Source organism: Citrobacter sp. MGH 55 (genome assembly GCF_016906145.1).
Classification (GTDB): Bacteria; Pseudomonadota; Gammaproteobacteria; order Enterobacterales; family Enterobacteriaceae; genus Citrobacter_A; species Citrobacter_A amalonaticus.
On record NZ_CP070239.1, the window covers coordinates 2,780,176 to 2,798,575 of the forward strand.

19 protein-coding genes are annotated in these 18,400 nt (G+C 53.3%); 10 read left to right on the forward strand and 9 right to left on the reverse strand.

Annotation, left to right across the window (positions count from 1 at the left end):
- Positions 1–6 precede the first annotated feature (6 nt).
- Complete coding sequence (locus JTI98_RS10980) at positions 7–723, reverse strand: type 1 glutamine amidotransferase (protein ID WP_058586930.1); 717 nt, start codon at positions 721–723, stop codon at positions 7–9.
- 13 nt (positions 724–736) lie between these two features.
- Positions 737–2,032 carry a transcriptional regulator PtsJ gene (gene ptsJ, locus JTI98_RS10985; RefSeq protein ID WP_216081244.1) on the reverse strand — a complete coding sequence of 432 codons (1,296 nt, stop codon included), beginning with the start codon at positions 2,030–2,032 and terminating at the stop codon, positions 737–739.
- A gap of 82 nt (positions 2,033–2,114) precedes the next feature.
- Here ptsJ and pdxK point away from each other — a divergent pair, with 82 nt between their 5' ends.
- Positions 2,115–2,981, forward strand: a complete 867-nt coding sequence (pdxK, locus tag JTI98_RS10990) for a pyridoxine/pyridoxal/pyridoxamine kinase (protein WP_058586929.1) — start codon at positions 2,115–2,117, stop codon at positions 2,979–2,981.
- The gene (locus JTI98_RS10995; RefSeq protein ID WP_042999906.1) at positions 2,978–3,217 is read left to right on the forward strand and encodes a hypothetical protein; all 240 of its coding nucleotides are present in this window, start codon (positions 2,978–2,980) and stop codon (positions 3,215–3,217) included. The genes pdxK and JTI98_RS10995 overlap by 4 nt, the downstream gene beginning before the upstream one ends.
- Before the next feature lie 106 nt (positions 3,218–3,323).
- On the opposite strand, the gene crr is transcribed toward JTI98_RS10995, so the two are convergent.
- The 5 genes from crr to cysZ all read right to left on the reverse strand — a co-directional run bounded on the left by crr (position 3,324) and on the right by cysZ (position 8,184).
- Complete coding sequence (gene crr, locus JTI98_RS11000) at positions 3,324–3,833, reverse strand: PTS glucose transporter subunit IIA (RefSeq protein WP_000522253.1); 510 nt, start codon at positions 3,831–3,833, stop codon at positions 3,324–3,326.
- 40 nt (positions 3,834–3,873) lie between these two features.
- A complete protein-coding gene (gene ptsI / locus JTI98_RS11005) occupies positions 3,874–5,601 on the reverse strand; it encodes a phosphoenolpyruvate-protein phosphotransferase PtsI (RefSeq protein ID WP_042999907.1) in 1,728 nt (575 codons plus the stop codon).
- Between the two features lie 46 nt (positions 5,602–5,647).
- The gene (gene ptsH / locus JTI98_RS11010) at positions 5,648–5,905 is read right to left on the reverse strand and encodes a phosphocarrier protein Hpr (protein ID WP_000487600.1); all 258 of its coding nucleotides are present in this window, start codon (positions 5,903–5,905) and stop codon (positions 5,648–5,650) included.
- A 382-nt stretch (positions 5,906–6,287) separates the two neighbouring features.
- Entirely contained in the window at positions 6,288–7,259 is a 972-nt protein-coding gene (gene cysK, locus JTI98_RS11015) for a cysteine synthase A (RefSeq protein ID WP_042999909.1), read from the reverse strand.
- Positions 7,260–7,422: 163 nt separating this feature from the next.
- Positions 7,423–8,184 (reverse strand): sulfate transporter CysZ, encoded by a 762-nt coding sequence (cysZ, locus tag JTI98_RS11020; RefSeq protein WP_216081245.1) that lies wholly within the window; start codon positions 8,182–8,184, stop codon positions 7,423–7,425.
- A gap of 230 nt (positions 8,185–8,414) precedes the next feature.
- Between cysZ and zipA the strand changes: the two genes are divergently transcribed.
- The 3 genes from zipA (at position 8,415) to JTI98_RS11035 (ending at position 11,760) form a co-directional block, all read left to right on the forward strand.
- The gene (gene zipA / locus JTI98_RS11025; protein ID WP_216081246.1) at positions 8,415–9,452 is read left to right on the forward strand and encodes a cell division protein ZipA; all 1,038 of its coding nucleotides are present in this window, start codon (positions 8,415–8,417) and stop codon (positions 9,450–9,452) included.
- 72 nt (positions 9,453–9,524) lie between these two features.
- Complete coding sequence (gene ligA, locus JTI98_RS11030; RefSeq protein ID WP_216081247.1) at positions 9,525–11,540, forward strand: NAD-dependent DNA ligase LigA; 2,016 nt, start codon at positions 9,525–9,527, stop codon at positions 11,538–11,540.
- Between the two features lies 1 nt (position 11,541).
- Positions 11,542–11,760: a DUF3820 family protein gene (locus JTI98_RS11035; protein WP_042317684.1), complete on the forward strand. Its 219-nt coding sequence runs from the start codon at positions 11,542–11,544 to the stop codon at positions 11,758–11,760.
- Here the strand turns inward: JTI98_RS11035 and JTI98_RS11040 are convergent.
- On the reverse strand, positions 11,757–12,755 hold the full coding sequence (locus JTI98_RS11040) for a bile acid:sodium symporter family protein (RefSeq protein WP_044268280.1): 999 nt from the start codon (positions 12,753–12,755) through the stop codon (positions 11,757–11,759). The two genes, JTI98_RS11035 and JTI98_RS11040, sit on opposite strands and share 4 nt — an antisense overlap.
- An 89-nt stretch (positions 12,756–12,844) precedes the next feature.
- On the opposite strand from JTI98_RS11040, the gene JTI98_RS11045 reads away from it, so the two are divergent.
- Positions 12,845–13,771 carry a LysR family transcriptional regulator gene (locus tag JTI98_RS11045; RefSeq protein ID WP_044258390.1) on the forward strand — a complete coding sequence of 309 codons (927 nt, stop codon included), beginning with the start codon at positions 12,845–12,847 and terminating at the stop codon, positions 13,769–13,771.
- Here the strand turns inward: JTI98_RS11045 and JTI98_RS11050 are convergent.
- Complete coding sequence (locus tag JTI98_RS11050) at positions 13,762–14,103, reverse strand: FlxA-like family protein (RefSeq protein ID WP_044327911.1); 342 nt, start codon at positions 14,101–14,103, stop codon at positions 13,762–13,764. The genes JTI98_RS11045 and JTI98_RS11050 overlap by 10 nt on opposite strands.
- Before the next feature lie 236 nt (positions 14,104–14,339).
- Between JTI98_RS11050 and xapA the strand changes: the two genes are divergently transcribed.
- From xapA to JTI98_RS11070, 4 genes are all read left to right on the forward strand, one after another.
- Positions 14,340–15,173 (forward strand): xanthosine phosphorylase, encoded by an 834-nt coding sequence (xapA, locus tag JTI98_RS11055; protein WP_042999916.1) that lies wholly within the window; start codon positions 14,340–14,342, stop codon positions 15,171–15,173.
- 63 nt (positions 15,174–15,236) lie between these two features.
- Complete coding sequence (locus tag JTI98_RS11060) at positions 15,237–16,493, forward strand: nucleoside permease (RefSeq protein ID WP_058586926.1); 1,257 nt, start codon at positions 15,237–15,239, stop codon at positions 16,491–16,493.
- A gap of 98 nt (positions 16,494–16,591) precedes the next feature.
- Positions 16,592–17,476, forward strand: coding sequence for a LysR family transcriptional regulator (locus JTI98_RS11065; protein WP_046402133.1), 885 nt, complete (start codon positions 16,592–16,594; stop codon positions 17,474–17,476).
- Between the two features lie 276 nt (positions 17,477–17,752).
- Positions 17,753–18,400 (forward strand): hypothetical protein (locus JTI98_RS11070; RefSeq protein WP_216081248.1); only part of this gene is annotated, 648 nt, incomplete at its 3' end.

Sequence of the window (18,400 nt, forward strand, 5' to 3'; positions counted from 1 at the left end):
TGCGGATTAACCCTGACGTTTTTTCACCAGCAGATCCAGGAACTGCCAGAGTTTTTCATTCATTTCCTTATAATCCCATTCGCGCATTTCCGCCTTCGAGCGAATAAAGCGCTTCCCTTTGGCTTCCGCCAGCTCTTGCTCAGAATGTTGAATCAGTCCTTCCACCGCCTCGGCAGTAAATTCCATATGGCACTGGAAGCCGTAGACAAAATTGCCATATTGCACGATCTGTCGTGGACAACCGACGCTTGTGGCAAGCACCGTGGCCTGATCGGTAAGCCCTGGCATGTCGTTATGCCAGTGGCCGACCGTCAGCGGAGAGCCGAAGTGGGCAAGCAACGGATGCTGTTTTCCTGCTTCGGTCAGCGTAATGGGATAGTGACCAATCTCTTTTTCCGGACTCTGGCAGACCCTGGCTCCCAGCGCTTCGCCAATCAACTGTGAACCCAGACAGATCCCGACCACGATCCGACCCGCCGAGATAGCCTGATTGATCAGGTGTTGTTCAGCCTTAGAGTCAAAATAAGGGCACTCTGCAAGCGTGGTGCGCGGTGACTGCGGGCCGCCAAACACGACCAGCATATCAAAGCCATCGGCGTTGGCCGGAACCGGTTCGCTGTCATAGACGCGGGTCCAGGTGATGTGATGACCGCGCGTTTCAGCCCACGGCAAATAAGCGCCTGCCGATTCAAATGATTCGTGAATAATAAAATGGACGTGCACGGATACTCTCCTGTTATTGGCTCAGCGCCTGATGAAGATGGCCGGCCAGGCGGTTGATGTCGTTGTCATTGAGTGTGGAAAGGGTGATACGCAGTCCCTGTGCGGGCGTGTTAACGCCGAAAGCGTCGCCTTCACGCACCAGCCAACCGGATTTCGCCAGCGCGAATGCAACGTTTTGGCTGGCTTCGGCAAGGGGTAGCCACAGGTTCAGACCATCGCCGGGGAAAATGTTGTTGATGCCTTGTGCGTGCAGCGCCTGCGCCAGTTTGCGCTGCTGATCGGCGTAAAACTGGCGGGATTCGGCGAGTGTTTGCTGCCAGACGGGGTCTGCCAGACAGGTGTAAACCAGATCCTGCAAAATGTGGCTGATCCACTGACTGCCGGCGTTTAGACGCAGGCGTAATTTTGCTGACGTCGCGGGATCGCTGGCGACAATGGCAAGACGCAGGTCTGGCCCCAGCGTTTTCGACATTGAGCGAACGATTGACCAGTGGAGCGTTTCTGTCGCAATCACCGGATGCCACGCGCAGGCGGAAAGCAGGGCAAAGTGGTCGTCAACAATCACCAGTACCTGCGGGTATCGCGCAAGGATGGCCTGTAATGCGCCAGCGCGTGCGGCGCTTAAACTGCATCCCGTCGGGTTGTGCGCCCGAGGTGTAACGATTACTGCCCGGGCGCCTTTACTCAGCGCCTGTTCGAGCCCCTCCGGTCGCATCCCTTCACTGTCGACGCTCACCGGGCTGGCGCTGAATCCGGCGTATCGCAGCATATTGATACTGCTTAAAAAGCAAGGGTCTTCAACCACCACGCTATCGCCGGGCAGCAGATGGGCGCTCAGCAGGCGTTCAATGGCGTCAATTGCGCCGCTGGTGATATCAATTTCACCCGCAGCGGGAACGGCATCCTGCATCCACTGCGTGGCCCAGCGCTTTAGCTCCGGGGAAACCGGCGCGTCACCGTACAGGCGGTGGTCGTGATGACATTTTGCAAAGTAACGGCTCAGGTCCGGCAGGCGAGCCGGGTCAGGATTTCCGCTGGAGAGATCGTGAAGCGGCGTGTGGGGGTCGCCGCCTTCGCGTGCGATGGGCGTCGAGGCGCTTTTAATAACGGTGCCATTGCGGCCACGACTTTGCGCCAGTCCGGATGTCACCAGGCGTTTGTAGGCCGCTGCAACAGTATTGCGATTTACATTGAGTTGTGCAGCCAGTTCCCGTACCGGCGGCAATGTTTCACCTGCAGACAACACGCCGCTGGTGACGTGCTGCCGTATACTGTCAAAGATTTCGCTGGCGGTTTTTCCGTCGATCATTATTGACCTATGACAAAATGAATTTTAGCATATGACGATAATAGTGAGGCACCCGCCCGCTGTCCAGTGAGAGGAGAAGTTAATGGAGCAGGAGAGTGATATTCAGTCAGTGCTCTTCGACGATAAGCATCGGGCGTTGCAGACCGATATTGTCGCCGTTCAGTCACAGGTGGTGTATGGCAGCGTCGGCAATAGCATCGCTGTGCCAGCCATCAAAGCAAAGGGTTTGCGGGTGACGGCGGTGCCTACCGTCCTGTTCAGTAATACTCCGCACTATGACACGTTCTACGGGGGCGTTATTCCGGCCGACTGGTTCCGCGGTTATTTGCTGGCGTTAAGCGAGCGTGATGCGCTGCGCGAATTAAAGGCCGTGACCACCGGTTATATGGGCAGTGCAGAACAAATCGCGCTGCTGGCGCAATGGTTGCAAAACGTTCGTCAAACGCATCCTGACATTCCTGTTCTGGTCGATCCGGTGATTGGCGATACTGACAGCGGAATGTATGTGAAAGCCGAGATACCGGATGCCTATCGACATCACCTGCTGCCGCTGGCGCAGGGGCTGACGCCGAATGTCTTTGAACTGGAGATGCTCAGCGGTATGCCGTGCCGCACCCTGGAGGAGGCTGTTATCGCGGCGAGATCGCTGCTGACCGACACGCTGAAGTGGATTGTCATCACCAGCGCGCCAGGACAGGACAGTGAAACCATCAATGTGGCGGTGGTCACGGCCCAAACGCTGGATGTGATTGAGCACCCGCGGGTAGAAACCGATCTGAAAGGGACCGGCGATCTGTTCTGTGCCGAGTTGATTAGCGGCATTGTGTTGGGGAAATCGTTGACGCAGGCAACGCAACAGGCCGCGGAACGCGTACTGGCGGTGATGACCTGGACGCAGCAATGCGGATGTGACGAACTGATACTGCCTCCGGCAGGGGAGGCGCGATGAAGAGTTATCGGTTAGTGGTTCGTCAGCAGGGACGTATCGTGGGACATTTTGAAACCAGCGGGCTGAATGCGCTGGAAGATATCTGCGTGGCGCGCGCGATGTTTGGCATCACGGGCGGCTATCAGTGCGAACTGTTGGTTTCTGATTCAGAAAAGCGGATGCTGGAGAGCGGGCCGGAAGGGATGAAAATCCTGATGCGTGAAAAGTGTTATCGCCCGGTGACCTCACCATTGTAACCGCGAACTGATGCCGGATGGCGGCGTATGCGCCATCAGGCGGGTTTTGCCATCCGGTAGATAAAAAAATGGCGCCAGAAGGCGCCATTTTTCTCTGCGGCAAGAATTATTTCTTGATGCGGATAACCGGGGTTTCACCCACAGTCACGCTACCGGACAGTTTGATCAGTTCTTTGATTTCGTCCATGTTGGAGATAACAACCGGAGTCAGGGTTGACTTGGCTTTTTCTTCCAGCAGCGGCAGATCGAATTCAATTACCGGGTCACCCACTTTCACACGCTGGCCTTCTTCAGCGATACGCTTGAAGCCTTCGCCTTTCAGCTCAACGGTGTCGATACCGAAGTGAACAAACAGTTCGATACCGCTATCGGATTCGATAGAGAACGCATGGTTGGTCTCAAAGATTTTGCCGATGGTACCGTCAACCGGTGCAACCATCTTATTACCGGTTGGTTTGATAGCGATGCCATCACCCACGATTTTTTCAGCAAAAACGACATCCGGTACGTCTTCGATGTTGACGATCTCGCCAGAGAGCGGTGCAACAATCTCAATAGTTCCGGTGTCTTTCTTATCATCAGAAACCAGAGACTTCAGTTTATCGAACAAACCCATGATCTTCTCCTAAGCAGTAAATTGGGCCGCATCTCGTGGATTAGCAGATTGTTTTTTCTTCAATGAACTTGTTAACCAGCGTCATTAACTCGTCCGTTGTCGGTTGAGCAAGAGCCTGCTCTGCTAACACCTTCGCATCTTCGAAGTTCGTGTTACGGATAATCTTCTTAATGCGCGGGATAGAAATGGCGCTCATAGAGAATTCGTCCAGACCCATCCCCAGCAACAGAAGTGTAGCACGTTCGTCGCCTGCAAGCTCACCACACATGCCAGTCCATTTACCTTCAGCATGAGAAGCATCAATAACTTGCTTGATCAATGTGAGGACAGATGGCGACATTGGCTGGTAGAGATGTGAAATCATATCATTACCACGGTCAACTGCCAGAGTGTACTGCGTTAAATCATTGGTGCCGATACTAAAGAAATCAACTTCTTTGGCTAAATGACGAGCAATCGTTGCCGCAGCCGGTGTTTCCACCATCACGCCAATCTCAATGGTCTCGTCAAAGGCTTTACCTTCGTCACGCAGTTCCTGTTTGTAGATTTCGATCTCTTTACGCAGTGCGCGAACTTCTTCAACAGAGATGATCATCGGGAACATAATGCGCAGTTTGCCGAAAGCAGACGCGCGCAGGATAGCGCGAACCTGATCGCGCAGGATCTCTTTACGATCCATCGCGATACGCACGGCACGCCAGCCCAGGAACGGGTTTTCTTCTTTCGGGAAGTTCATGTACGGCAGCTCTTTGTCGCCGCCGATGTCCATGGTACGCACGATCACCGCCTGAGAGCCACACGCTTCAGCCACGGCTTTGTAAGCTGCAAACTGTTCTTCTTCAGTCGGCAGCGCGTCGCGATCCATAAACAGGAATTCAGTACGGTACAGACCCACACCTTCCGCACCGTTGCGCTCTGCGCCTTCAACGTCACGCACGGTACCGATGTTGGCGCACACTTCAACCTGATGGCCATCCAGGGTGATGGCAGGGAGATCTTTCAGTTTAGCCAGTTCCGCTTTTTCAGTGGCAACTTGCTCCTGAACGGCGCGCAGTTTTTCAATTTCTTCGTTGGTCGGGTTGACGTAAACCTGGTTGTTTACGGCATCCAGAATCAGATAATCGTCGTTTTTCACCTGAGAGGTGACGCTACCGGTACCCACGATGGCTGGCAGTTCCAGAGAACGCGCCATGATAGAGGTGTGGGAAGTGCGGCCGCCCACGTCGGTAATGAAACCCAGCACCTTTTTCAGGTTCAACTGTGCAGTTTCAGACGGGGTCAGGTCAGCGGCAACCAGGATCACTTCATCCTGAATTGCGCTCAGGTCAATAATTGCCAGCCCGAGGATGTTGCGCAGCAGGCGCTTACCAATGTCACGTACGTCAGCCGCACGTTCTTTCAGGTATTCATCATCCAGTTCTTCCAGGGCAGTGGCCTGACCTTCGATAACTTCATGCGCAGCTGCGTCAGCCGTCATGTGTTTATCTTTAATCAGGGCTATGATTTCCTGCTCCAGCTCCTCATCTTCGAGCAGCATAATATGCCCTTCGAAAATGGCTTCTTTTTCTTCACCGAACGTTTCACCAGCTTTCGTTTTGATCGCTTCTAACTGTGCAGATGCCTTGGCACGACCGCTCAGAAAACGTTCAACTTCCTGATCAACCTTGTCGGCAGAAATTTTTTTCCGGTCAATGACGATTTCGTCTTCTTTCAGCAAAAGTGCTTTGCCGAAAGCGATACCCGGGGATGCTAAAATGCCTGAAATCATAACCCTACCTTACTTGTGACTGATTTTTAAAAGAACCCGGAAAAACTTATTCCAGTTCCGCCATCAGCTTGACCAGATGTTCTACGGCTTTCTGCTCGTCTTCACCTTCTGCAGAGATGGTCACGACGGTACCCTGAGTCAGACCCAGAGTTTGCAGTTTAAACAGGCTTTTCGCGCTGGCGCTTTTGCCGTTGGAAGTCACAGTAATCTCAGAAGTGAAGCCTTTCGCTTCTTTAACAAACTGAGCAGCAGGGCGGGTGTGCAGACCGTTCGGAGCGGTAATGGTAACTTCTTGCTGGAACATTGTATTTCCCCAACTTATAGGTTTAGTGTTGTGGAACTAAAGTCTAGCCTGGCGGTTTGACTTTAGCCTGTATTGTTAGCGCCGGCGTAAACGGGCGCGACACACCAGGTGTTTTACGCCATCCGTTGCTGTCAACCTCTGGCCGCTGACGTTTCGCTCGTCATTAAACATTATGCCGCTAAATCAATACTTGAACCAAATCATAAAATCGATTCAGCTAGCAGTTTTCCTGTAACGATTAATTTCGCGCTTCAAAATAATTAATCAGGTTAAATACCAGACCTGGCGGGGTGAAGCAATGGCAGGTGGGGTGAAAGTTTGAAGCAGGCCACAAAAAAGCACCTGAAAAGGTGCTTTTTTACGCGTTTTTAACATGCTGGCATTACTGTTGCAATTCTTTCTCTGTGAAGAGATCGGCAAACAGTGCAGTGCTCAAATAACGCTCACCCGATGACGGTAGGATAACCACAATATTCTTATTGGTAAAGGTTTCATCTTCCTGAAGCTTAAGAGCGGCAGCCACTGCGGCTCCGGAGGAGATACCGGCAAGAATGCCTTCCTCTTCCATCAGGCGGCGGGCGGTGGAGATCGCCTCTTCGTTGGTGATGGCGACCACTTTGTCGATCAGTTTCAGATCCAGGTTACCCGGAATGAAACCGGCACCGATACCCTGAATTTTGTGCGGACCTGGCTTCAGCTCTTCGCCTGCCAGCGCCTGAGCAATGACCGGGGAATCCGTTGGCTCAACGGCAACGGTAATCAGATCGGTTTTGCCTTTAGTGCCTTTAATATAGCGGGTGACGCCGGTCAGTGTACCGCCAGTCCCCACGCCGGAGATGAAAACGTCAACCTGGCCGTCGGTATCTTCCCAGATTTCCGGACCGGTGGTTTTTTCGTGAATTTCGGGGTTTGCCGGGTTGCTGAACTGCTGAAGCAACAGATACTTCGCCGGATCGCTGGCGACAATCTCTTCTGCTTTCTGAATGGCGCCTTTCATGCCTTTTGCGCCTTCGGTCAGCACCAGGTTGGCACCCAGCGCTTTCAGCAGTTTACGACGTTCGATACTCATGGTTTCCGGCATGGTCAGCGTCAGTTTGTAACCACGTGCCGCCGCGACATAGGCCAGCGCGATACCCGTGTTGCCGCTGGTGGGTTCAACCAGCTCGACGCCCGGTTTCAGCACGCCGCGTTTTTCAGCATCCCAAATCATATTGGCACCGATACGGCATTTCACGCTGAAGCTCGGGTTACGTGATTCCACCTTCGCCAGAATGCGTCCGTTACCGATACGGTTCAGTCGAACCAGCGGCGTATGACCGATAGTCAGCGAGTTGTCTTCAAAAATCTTACTCATGGCCTGTCCTTAACTGTATGAAATTGGGATACCTTCCCAGCATACCCTTCAGACGAATATGGGGAAGTAAGGATTTCGCATATCTATATGCTATGAAGAAATAATGGGTATCAGTATGGAATAAGAGGCGTTATAAACAACCTCTTATTTACACAAACTTTCGTTATTTCCATAACGCGTGCTTAGCACGATAGCAATCCACCCACATCGCCGTGGCGCCACAGACTGCCACTGGCATGATGAAGAGATTAAGAACCGGGATCAGGGTAAACAGGCTGGTGAGCGCACCAAACTGCATATTGGTGACCTTACGGCTGCGCAGAGCAGTGCGCATCTCTTTAAACGGCACTTTATGGTTGTCAAAAGGGTAATCGCAATACTGAATGGCCAGCATCCAGGCGCTGAACAGGAACCACAGTACGGGGGCGACGGTTTGCCCGATGCCGGGAATAAAGTAAAGGATCAGCAGTACGATGGCGCGTGGCAGATACCAGGCCAGCTTTTGCCATTCGCGTTTCATAATCCGCGGCACATCTTTCATGATCCCCAGAATGCCCGTGTCCGGCGGCGTTGCGCCGGTGAGTCGCGCTTCCAGTTGCTCCGCCAGCAGCCCGTTAAACGGCGCGGCAATCCAGTTGGCCAGGGTCGAGAAAAAATAGCCAAACACCAGCAGCACAGAGATGACCGCGACAGGCCACAGCAGATAGCTCAGCCATTGCAGCCAGTCCGGGACGTGATTCATAAGCGACGGGATCCAGACATCCAGCTGTGTGAACAGCCACCAGAACGCACTGCCCATTAGCAGGATGTTGACCAGTAGCGGTAAAATGACATAGCGACGGATCCCTGGTTGCGAAACCAGTTTCCATCCCTGAGCAAAGTAGTAAAAACCGCTGCGTGGCGCAGTGACAGATGATGACACCATAGTCAGGACATGCTCCTTTTCGTATAAGTCCTAAGCGAACACGGGTATCTTACCGGGTTATCGCACACAGAACAGTTCGGAAATGTTCGAAAAAACAGCAAAAAGCACGATTTCGTTCATCTTTATGCTGTGAAAGCTAAGAGTACACTTGCACTTGACGTAATCGGCAAATACTCTTAGTGAGTAAATGTTTGCCGTGGTGGCAAGGTGTTAGAACAACAGAGAATATAATGATGCAGGATTTGCGTCTGATATTAATCATTGTTGGCGCGATCGCCATAATCGCTTTACTGGTACATGGTTTCTGGACCAGCCGTAAAGAACGATCTTCTATGTTCCGCGATCGTCCACTGAAACGCATGAAATCAAAACGCGACGACGACTCGTATGACGATGATGTCGAAGCAGACGAAGGCGTGGGTGAAGTTCGTGTTCACCGCGTGAATCATGCCCCTGGCAACCCGCAGGAGCATGAAGCTCCTCGCCAGTCGCCGCAACACCAGTACCAGCCGCCTTATGCGTCGGCACAACCGCGTCAGCCGGTTCAGCCATCGTCTGAAGTGCCGGTACAGCCGCAGCATGCCCAGCGTCCGCCGCAGCAGCCGGTACACCAGCCACAGCCTGCGCCGCAGCAATCCGCTCAGCCGCAGCCGGTGCATCAGCCTGCGCCACAGCAACCTGTGCATCAGCCGCAGCCGGTTCAACAACAGCCTGTCGCGCCGCAGGTTCAGCCCGTTCAGCCGACTGCACCGCAGCCGTCGCCACAGGCTTTCCAGCCTGCAGAACCCGTGGTCGAGCCACAGCCTGAGCCCGTCGTTGAAGAAGCACCAGCCCCGGAAAAGCCTCAGCGTAAAGAAGCGGTGATCATCATGAACGTCGCCGCCCATCATGGCAGCGAGCTTAACGGTGAAGTGCTGCTCAACAGCATTCAGCAGGCCGGATTCAAGTTTGGCGACATGAATATTTTCCATCGTCATCTGAGTCCGGATGGCAGCGGCCCGGCGTTATTCAGCCTGGCGAATATGGTTAACCCGGGTACGTTTGATCCAGAAATGGTCGACTTCACCACGCCGGGCGTGACCATCTTTATGCAGGTGCCGTCTTACGGCGATGAACTGCAGAACTTCAAACTGATGCTGCAATCCGCACAGCATATTGCCGATGAAGTCGGTGGTGTGGTGCTCGACGATCAGCGTCGGATGATGACGCCGCAAAAATTGCGTGAGTATCAGGACCGTATCCGCGAAGTGAAAGACGCGAACGCCTGATACACTCAAGGCACGACAACTTCCTTTCTGAACCCCCGCCTGTCGGGGGTTTTTTATCATTGATGGTGCGATATGGAATCAATCGAACAACAACTGACCGAACTGCGAACCACGCTTCGCCATCATGAGTATCTTTACCATGTGATGGATGCGCCGGAAATCCCCGATGCAGAATATGACCGCCTGATGCGCGAGCTGCGTGAACTGGAAGCGCAACACCCGGAGCTGATTACTCCGGACTCTCCGACCCAGCGCGTGGGCGCTGCGCCGCTGGCGTCTTTCAGCCAGATTCGTCATGAAGTGCCGATGTTGTCGCTAGACAACGTCTTTGATGAGGAGAGTTTCCTGGCGTTTAACAAGCGCGTGCAGGACCGTCTTAAGAGCAGTGACAAGCTGACCTGGTGCTGTGAGCTGAAACTGGACGGTCTGGCGGTCAGCATTCTCTATGAAAACGGGGTGCTGGTGAGTGCCGCAACTCGCGGTGATGGTACGACCGGTGAGGACATTACCTCAAACGTGCGGACTATTCGCGCCATTCCGCTGAAACTCCACGGCGATAACATTCCGACGCGTCTGGAAGTGCGAGGCGAAGTTTTCCTGCCGCAGGCGGGTTTTGAAAAGATCAATGAAGATGCTCGCCGCACGGGCGGAAAGCTGTTTGCTAACCCGCGAAATGCGGCAGCGGGCTCGCTGCGCCAGCTCGATCCGCGTATCACCGCGAAGCGACCACTCACTTTCTTCTGCTATGGCGTTGGCGTGCTGGAAGGCGGCGAACTGCCTGATACTCATCTGGGGCGTCTGCTGCAATTCAAAGCATGGGGGTTGCCGGTCAGCGATCGCGTGACGCTGTGTGACTCGCCGGAAGCGGTGCTGACGTTTTACCACAAGGTGGAAGAGGACCGTCCGACGCTGGGTTTCGACATCGATGGGGTGGTGATTAAGGTCAATTCGATGGCGCTACAGGAGCAACTGGGTTTCGTCGCACGTGCGCCGCGCTGGGCGGTGGCCTTTAAATTCCCGGCGCAGGAACAGATGACCTTTGTTCGTGACGTGGAGTTCCAGGTCGGACGCACCGGAGCAATTACTCCCGTTGCGCGTCTTGAACCGGTACAGGTCGCGGGTGTGCTGGTGAGTAACGCCACGCTGCATAATGCCGATGAAATCGAACGTCTTGGCCTGCGCATTGGCGATAAGGTGGTAATTCGTCGTGCTGGCGATGTTATTCCGCAGGTCGTTAACGTGGTGCTTTCCGAACGTCCGGACGACACGCGTCCGGTAGCATTTCCGACGCATTGCCCGGTATGCGGTTCAGACGTTGAGCGCGTGGAAGGTGAAGCGGTTGCTCGCTGTACCGGCGGTTTGATTTGCGGCGCGCAGCGTAAAGAATCGCTCAAGCATTTTGTGTCTCGTCGGGCGATGGACGTGGACGGCATGGGCGACAAAATTATCGACCAACTGGTCGAGAAAGAGTATGTCCACACGCCGGCGGACCTGTTTCGTCTGACCGCCGGGAAACTGACCGGTCTCGACCGAATGGGGCCGAAGTCGGCGCAAAACGTGGTGGAGGCGCTGGAAAAATCGAAATCGACCACCTTTGCGCGCTTCCTGTATGCACTCGGTATCCGGGAAGTTGGAGAGGCTACGGCCGCCGGTCTGGCCGCTTACTTCGGTACTCTGGAAGCGCTGGAAGCGGCGTCTATTGACGAGCTGCAAAAAGTCCCCGATGTGGGCATTGTGGTCGCCACCCATGTGTTCAATTTCTTTGCTGAAGAGAGCAATCGCGAAGTCATCGGGCAACTGCTGGGCGAAGGCGTTCACTGGCCTGCACCGGTGGTGATCAATGCGGAGGAGATTGACAGTCCATTTGCCGGGAAAACGGTAGTGCTGACGGGAAGCCTGAGCCAGATGTCGCGCGATGATGCTAAAGCGCGGCTGGTGGAGCTCGGCGCGAAAGTGGCGGGCAGTGTCTCGAAGAAGACCGATCTGGTTATTGCTGGCGAAGCGGCCGGTTCCAAACTGGCAAAAGCGCAGGAGCTGGGGATTGCAGTGATTGACGAAGCGGAAATGCTCCGCCTGCTGGGTGTCTGAGATGGAGAAAGAGCAGCTCGTTGAGATTGCCAACACGGTGATGCCGTTTGGTAAATATAAAGGGCGTCGGCTGATCGATGTGCCAGAAGAGTATCTGCTGTGGTTTGCCCGCAAGGATGAGTTTCCGGCGGGTAAACTGGGCGAGCTGATGCAAATTACGCTGCTAATCAAAACCGAAGGGCTGAGCCAGCTGGTTCAGCCCCTGAAGCGCCCGCTTTAAGCTTTGGCGGCGCGGCTGTCCTGCTGCGCCTGTAACTGTTCGGTCTGGCGCTTATAGCGGCGCGCCAGTACCGCACAGACCATCAACTGAATCTGGTGGAAGATCATCAGCGGCAGCACCATCATCCCAATGACGGACGTCGGGAAAAGGATGTTGGCCATGGGGACGCCGTTTGCCAGACTCTTTTTCGACCCGCAGAAAACAATCGTGATTTCGTCGGCTTTGTTGAAGCCGCATTTGCGCGCCACAACGATGTTTACAGCAATCACGATGGCGAGCAACACGATGCTGACCACGACGATAAACAGCAGCGATCCCCAGCCCACTTTGTGCCAGATCCCGTTCACGACGGCTTCGCTGAAGGCGGAATAAACCACCAGCAAAATTGACGTTTGATCGGTCTTCGCAATCCATTTTTTATTTCGTGCGACCCACTTGCCGATCCACGGGCGGGAAAGGTGCCCGAGCACAAACGGCAACAGCAGTTGCAGCATGATTTTCCCGACCTGCTCCAGACTGCCTTCTGCGCCATGAATATTCATCACCAGACCAACCAACAGCGGGGAGAGGAAAATCCCCAGCAGGCTGGAGGCTGAGGCTGAGCAGACCGCCGCCGCAACGTTTCCTCCCGCCAGCGACGTAAAGGCAATCGCTGACTGTACCGTAGCGGGCAAAATGCACAGATACAGAAAGCCGGTGTACAGCATCGGATCAACGTTGACCGGCGCCCACCAGGCAAACAATACGCCGAGCACCGGGAACAAAATGAAGGTGCTGCACATCACCCACAGGTGTAACCGCCAGTGACTGCCGCCCGCGATAATGGCTTCGCGCGAAAGCTTTGCTCCGTGCATAAAGAACAGGAGCGCGATGGCCGCGGTGGTAATGCCTTCAACAACAGGCACAAAATCTCCCTCAGCGGGGAAAAATGAGGCCAGCAGGACGACCGTAATCAGGGTCAGCGTAAACGGATCGAGGATACGAAAAATATTCATAAATACTCCAGGAATTCGGTGTCCTTATTTTGCGTTTTTCATTTTGAGAAATAAAATTGATTTATTGCATCTATATATGAATCGAATCGATGAATTATTCACTGCGTCAACTTCGGGTGTTTGTCACTGTAGCCCAGGAAAAAAGTTTTAGCCGTGCAGGCGAGTGCATTGGTCTGAGTCAGTCAGCAGTGAGCCACAGTATTAAAGAGCTAGAACGCCAGACGGGCGTTAAACTGCTGGATCGCACGACGCGAGAAGTGGTGCTGACGGACGCCGGCCAACAACTGGCGGGTCGTCTGGAGCGACTGCTGGATGAGCTACACATCACGCTGCGTGAAGCGGGTAGGGTGGGCACGCAACTCACCGGGACGGTCCGCGTGGCGGCAAGCCAGACGATCTCCGCCCATCTCATTCCGCAGTGCATTGCGCAAAGCAACTTGCGCTATCCGGCGATCGACTTTGTCCTGCACGATCGACCGCAGCAGTGGGTACTGGAGAGTATCCGCCAGGGAGAAGTGGATTTTGGTATTGTGATTGATCCGGGGGCGGTGAGCGATCTGCAATGTGAAGCTGTGCTCTCCGAACCTTTTCTCCTGCTTTGCCATGAGTCACACTCGCTGGCGACACGGGAATGGGTGAACTGGCAGGATCTCCGGGAGGAACGGTTGGTCTTACAGGATTATGCATCGGGGAGTCGACCGCTCATTGATGCAGCGCTCGCGCACTTTGCGATAGAGGCCAATATTGTGCAGGAGATTGGTCATCCGGCGACGCTGTTTCCGATGGTAGAAGCAGGAATAGGTATTAGCATTTTGCCTGCGCTGGCGTTACCGCTGCCCCAGGGGAGTCACTTGCAGGTGAAGCGTCTGACGCCAGTGGTGGAACGACAACTGATGCTGGCACGGCGCAAGAATCGCTCGCTGTCGACAGCAGCCCAGGCGCTGTGGGAAGTGGTCCGCACCCAGGCGAATGCATTAACAAATTTACGTGCGCAGGATCCACTTTATCAGATATAAACATCAATCTGATGGTCGTCGGAAGGATGATTAACGCCTTGTGCGTTAATCTGGGTTTGTTCCTGCTTTTGCTGAGTCTCTTCGGCCTGCTGGTGCTGTAACTGCGCCAGTTGTGCCTGCAACACTTTGATCTGTGTCTGGAGCATTTCTTGTTGTTTTTTCTTATCTTCCGCGCTGCCGGTGCTATCCGGCACCTCTTTGAGCTTCTGCGTCAGTTGGGTGATTTTCTCCACAATCTGGGCGATCTGCGCGGCGGTACTGTTACCTGAAGCGGTTTTTGCGCTACTCCCGCCGCTTTGAACGGAAGGGGTTGAGACGTTGATGGTGGTCATCGTGGTTTCCTTTTGCCATTAAACCTACGATATCGGCATAGAAAGACAGACCTTCAGTGCATCCTCCTATTTCTGGCAGGGACAATTAGCCTTCATACGTGCTTGCCGGGCCCAGGATTGATATACATTTGCTATCGATCATCCGGGAAAACTGTATTGGTAATCGATTGCGTACTCTCGCTATAACCATTACCTCCCTCACTCAATGAGTGACTAGCTGATTATAAGGACATCTCATGACCGACTCCCACTTTTCCCAGAATCCCTGGAACAGCGCTGATATTATCCGCGGCTATAAACCTGACTTCACGCCGCGCGTAGCTTTTATCCTTGGATCGGGTTTAGGCGCGCTGGCCGAGCAGATAGAAGATGCGGTGGCGATCTCTTACGAGAAGCTGCCTGGGTTCCCGGTGAGTACCGTTCACGGGCATGCCGGTGAGTTAGTGCTCGGTCATCTGGCCGGGGTTCCGGTCGCCTGTATGAAAGGACGCGGGCACTTCTACGAGGGGCGCGGCATGACCGTGATGACCGACGCTATTCGCACAATGAAGCTACTGGGTTGCGAACTGCTGTTCTGCACCAATGCGGCAGGGTCTCTGCGTCCGGAAGTGGGGCCAGGGAGTCTGGTGGCGCTGAGTGACCATATCAACACCATGCCGGGAACGCCGATGGTTGGACCGAACGACGAACGCTTTGGTGAGCGTTTCTTCTCGCTGGCGAATGCCTATGATGCCGATTATCGTGCGATTTTACAGACCGTGGCTGCCGACGAGGGTTTTACGCTGAGCGAAGGCGTATTTGTTTCTTATCCGGGACCTAACTTTGAGACGGCCGCGGAGATTCGCATGATGCAGATTATTGGCGGCGATGTGGTGGGGATGTCGGTGGTACCTGAAGTTATCACCGCCCGCCACTGCGGACTGAAAGTGGTTGCCGTGTCGGCGATCACCAATCTGGCGGAAGGGCTGGGGGATGTGAAGCTCTCGCACGCGCAAACCCTGGCGGCGGCTGAACTTTCACGTCAGAACTTTATCGACCTGATTTGCGGGTTCCTGCGCAAACTGGCCTGAAACCGATAATAATAATGACCCCGCCTGCTGGCGGGGTTCGTACTCTACGGCAAGGAAGAAAAAATGGGTATTGCGTCCCGATTAAAGATCATGTCGTTTATGCAATATTTTATTTGGGGAAGCTGGCTGGTCACCCTGGGTTCATACATGATTAACACCCTTCATTTTACCGGTGCCAACGTGGGTATGGTGTACAGCTCAAAAGGGCTGGCGGCGATTATTATGCCCGGCATTATGGGGATTATTGCGGACAAATGGCTGCGGGCAGAGCGTGCTTATATGCTTTGTCATCTGCTCTGTGCGGGCGCGCTGCTCTACGCGACGACGGTGACCGATCCGGACACCATGTTCTGGGTGATGTTGATCAACGCAATGGCCTTCATGCCGACGATTTCGCTTTCCAACAGTGTCTCTTATTCCTGTCTGGCGCAATCAGGGCAGGATCCGGTGACGGCATTTCCGCCTATTCGCGTTTTTGGCACGATTGGTTTTATCGTTGCGATGTGGACCGTCAGCCTGATGGGCCTGGAGCTGAGCAGCGCGCAGTTGTACATTGCGTCTGGCGCATCGCTGCTGCTGGCTGCCTACGCACTCACGCTGCCGAAAATTCCGGTCGCCGAGAAGAAAGCGAGCGCGTCGTTTGCCAGTAAGCTGGGGCTGGATGCGTTCGTGCTGTTTAAAAATCCGCGGATGGCGATTTTCTTTCTGTTTGCCATGATGCTGGGTGCAGTGCTGCAAATTACCAACGTTTTTGGTAACCCCTTCCTGCACGACTTTGCCCGCGATCCGCAGTTTGCCGACAGTTTTGTGGTGAAATACCCGTCCATCTTACTCTCTGTCTCGCAGATGGCGGAAGTCGGCTTTATTCTGACTATCCCGTTCTTCCTCAAACGCTTTGGCATCAAAACGGTCATGCTGATGAGCATGCTGGCGTGGACATTGCGCTTTGGCTTCTTTGCTTTTGGCGACCCGTCTCCACTCGGATTTGTTCTGCTGCTGATGTCGATGATCGTCTACGGTTGCGCATTCGATTTCTTCAACATTTCAGGCTCGGTCTTCGTTGAACAGGAAGTGGATTCGAAAATTCGTGCCAGTGCGCAGGGGCTGTTTATGACGATGGTCAATGGCGTCGGCGCGTGGGTCGGCTCCATCCTGAGCGGTATGGCGGTGGATTACTTCTCAGTGGATGGCGTGAAGGACTGGCAAACTATCTGGCTGGTCTTTGCGGCGTATGCCCTGGTGCTGGCGGTGATTTTTGCGCTGTGCTTTAAGTACAAGCATGAACCTGAAAAGCAGGCACAGCCCTCGCTGGCCCGTTAATCCCCCTTTGCGGCGGGCATATGTTGCCCGTCGTTCCTGTTCTGCGACGCAATGTGGTAATTTGGCGCATCAGTCCTCTCCCCAGGAGCGCATTACCCATGGAACGCACGCCTCGTATCGATCTCAAGTTACTGCGTTATTTTCTTGCTGTCGCCGAAGAGTTACATTTTGGACGCGCCGCCGCTCGTCTGAATATGTCGCAGCCTCCATTGAGTATTCATATTAAAGAGCTGGAACAGGAGCTCGGCACGCTGCTGTTTATCCGCCATTCGCGCAGCGTAGCGTTGACCCATGCAGGGAAAATCCTGATGGAAGAGTCACGACGTCTGCTTTCCAGCGCCAGCCAGGTGTTAGCACGCGTCGAACAGATCGGGCGCGGTGAGGCAGGGCGGATCGAACTGGGCGTGATCGGCACGGCGATGTGGGGAAAAATGCGCCCGGTAATGCGGCGATTCCTGAAGGACAATCCTAACGTTGAGGTGCTGTTTCGTGAAAATATGCCAGCGATGCAGATGGCCATGCTGGAGCGGCGTGAGCTTGACGCTGGCATCTGGCGAATGGCAACGGAACCGGCGCCTGGGTTTACCAGCTTGCGCTTGCATGAATCCTCTTTTCTGGTGGCGATGCCAGAAGAGCATGCGCTGACTGTGCGGGAGGCCGTACCATTAGAAGCCCTGCGCAATGAATACTTCGTCACCATGCCTTCGATTCACACTGACTGGGCATTCCTGCAACGCGTTTGCCAGAGTGCGGGGTTCTCTCCGATGATCATACGTGAAGTGATGGAACCGCAAACGGTACTGGCGATGATCAGTATGGGAATTGGCATTACGCTGATTGCCGACAGCTACGCGCAGATGAACTGGCCGGGTGTGGTGTTCCGTCCATTAGAGGAGCGTATTCCGGCAGATTTATACATTGTGTATGACCAGCAACAGGCGACACCCGCACTGGAACACATGATTAATGCCTTAACGGCGTAACGGGTGCATCGTGTACTTTTTTGCTTCAACGTACCCGAACCGACCCCCGTTGTGGTGCCAGGACGTCTGGCAGTGGACCAATCATTGTATAGCATCACCAATTGATCCTATGCGGTTGATGGTGACGCTGGGAATATATGTTTGAACCAATTTCCGCAAGGATTATTCACAATTTCGGTAAATGAAAATGTAGCAATGTATATGCGGAAGGTGAAATTTAAATTTGTTATTCTTTATTGAATTTTTCCGTTCGGGGCGTATGCTGAAGTAAAATAAATGGAGGTTGTTATGTGCGAAAGGATATTAAGAAACGCTTCTTTTGATCATGAAGGCACTATTCTGAGAGACTGTCAGGAACGATTCACAGAGCCAGAGTTATCTTCTGGGGCTGATCCTGTATTATTCAGATCGTTAACCTCCGGAGAGTTAAAACTGGCGCAAACTCTATTTAAGAATATCATCAACTACGACAGAGTAAAAATATATTGTGACCGCAATCATTCAAGGTATCAATCTAAAGTAATAACCAATACCAGAAATGGTGAGATTCTTTTGAGTGTAAACGAGTATAAATCTGATTTTTCAGCCGATTATACAAACTTCCATGATTCTGTAAAATATCCTCATTTGTTTATATTTGCCATGTCTTTTGTCTGGCAATATTATCGGCATGACTCTTCTTTTCATGATAATACCTATGCTTCAACACGCTGGGATTCATATCATCTTGATGAGCCTCATTTTATTTTTTACTCTATGGAGCAACAGGCGGCAATGATTGCTGACTACTGGTTATTGAAAAAATATGGACTTACGGAATATGAAAAGTTAAGCAGCTATCAAAAACATGGTCAAGTTGATTTTAGTATAAGAAAAGAGTTATTGGATAAATACCAATCTATTTTATGGATGCATATTCAAGCT

Coding starts and splice junctions, on each gene's coding strand:
- ptsJ (WP_216081244.1), bottom strand. CDS start 2,032: ATGATCGACGGAAAAACCGCCAGCGAAATCTTTGACAGTATACGGCAG.
- pdxK (WP_058586929.1), top strand. CDS start 2,115: ATGGAGCAGGAGAGTGATATTCAGTCAGTGCTCTTCGACGATAAGCAT.
- JTI98_RS10995 (WP_042999906.1), top strand. CDS start 2,978: ATGAAGAGTTATCGGTTAGTGGTTCGTCAGCAGGGACGTATCGTGGGA.
- crr (WP_000522253.1), bottom strand. CDS start 3,833: ATGGGTTTGTTCGATAAACTGAAGTCTCTGGTTTCTGATGATAAGAAA.
- ptsI (WP_042999907.1), bottom strand. CDS start 5,601: ATGATTTCAGGCATTTTAGCATCCCCGGGTATCGCTTTCGGCAAAGCA.
- ptsH (WP_000487600.1), bottom strand. CDS start 5,905: ATGTTCCAGCAAGAAGTTACCATTACCGCTCCGAACGGTCTGCACACC.
- cysK (WP_042999909.1), bottom strand. CDS start 7,259: ATGAGTAAGATTTTTGAAGACAACTCGCTGACTATCGGTCATACGCCG.
- cysZ (WP_216081245.1), bottom strand. CDS start 8,184: ATGGTGTCATCATCTGTCACTGCGCCACGCAGCGGTTTTTACTACTTT.
- zipA (WP_216081246.1), top strand. CDS start 8,415: ATGATGCAGGATTTGCGTCTGATATTAATCATTGTTGGCGCGATCGCC.
- ligA (WP_216081247.1), top strand. CDS start 9,525: ATGGAATCAATCGAACAACAACTGACCGAACTGCGAACCACGCTTCGC.
- JTI98_RS11035 (WP_042317684.1), top strand. CDS start 11,542: ATGGAGAAAGAGCAGCTCGTTGAGATTGCCAACACGGTGATGCCGTTT.
- JTI98_RS11040 (WP_044268280.1), bottom strand. CDS start 12,755: ATGAATATTTTTCGTATCCTCGATCCGTTTACGCTGACCCTGATTACG.
- JTI98_RS11045 (WP_044258390.1), top strand. CDS start 12,845: ATGAATTATTCACTGCGTCAACTTCGGGTGTTTGTCACTGTAGCCCAG.
- JTI98_RS11050 (WP_044327911.1), bottom strand. CDS start 14,103: ATGACCACCATCAACGTCTCAACCCCTTCCGTTCAAAGCGGCGGGAGT.
- xapA (WP_042999916.1), top strand. CDS start 14,340: ATGACCGACTCCCACTTTTCCCAGAATCCCTGGAACAGCGCTGATATT.
- JTI98_RS11060 (WP_058586926.1), top strand. CDS start 15,237: ATGGGTATTGCGTCCCGATTAAAGATCATGTCGTTTATGCAATATTTT.
- JTI98_RS11065 (WP_046402133.1), top strand. CDS start 16,592: ATGGAACGCACGCCTCGTATCGATCTCAAGTTACTGCGTTATTTTCTT.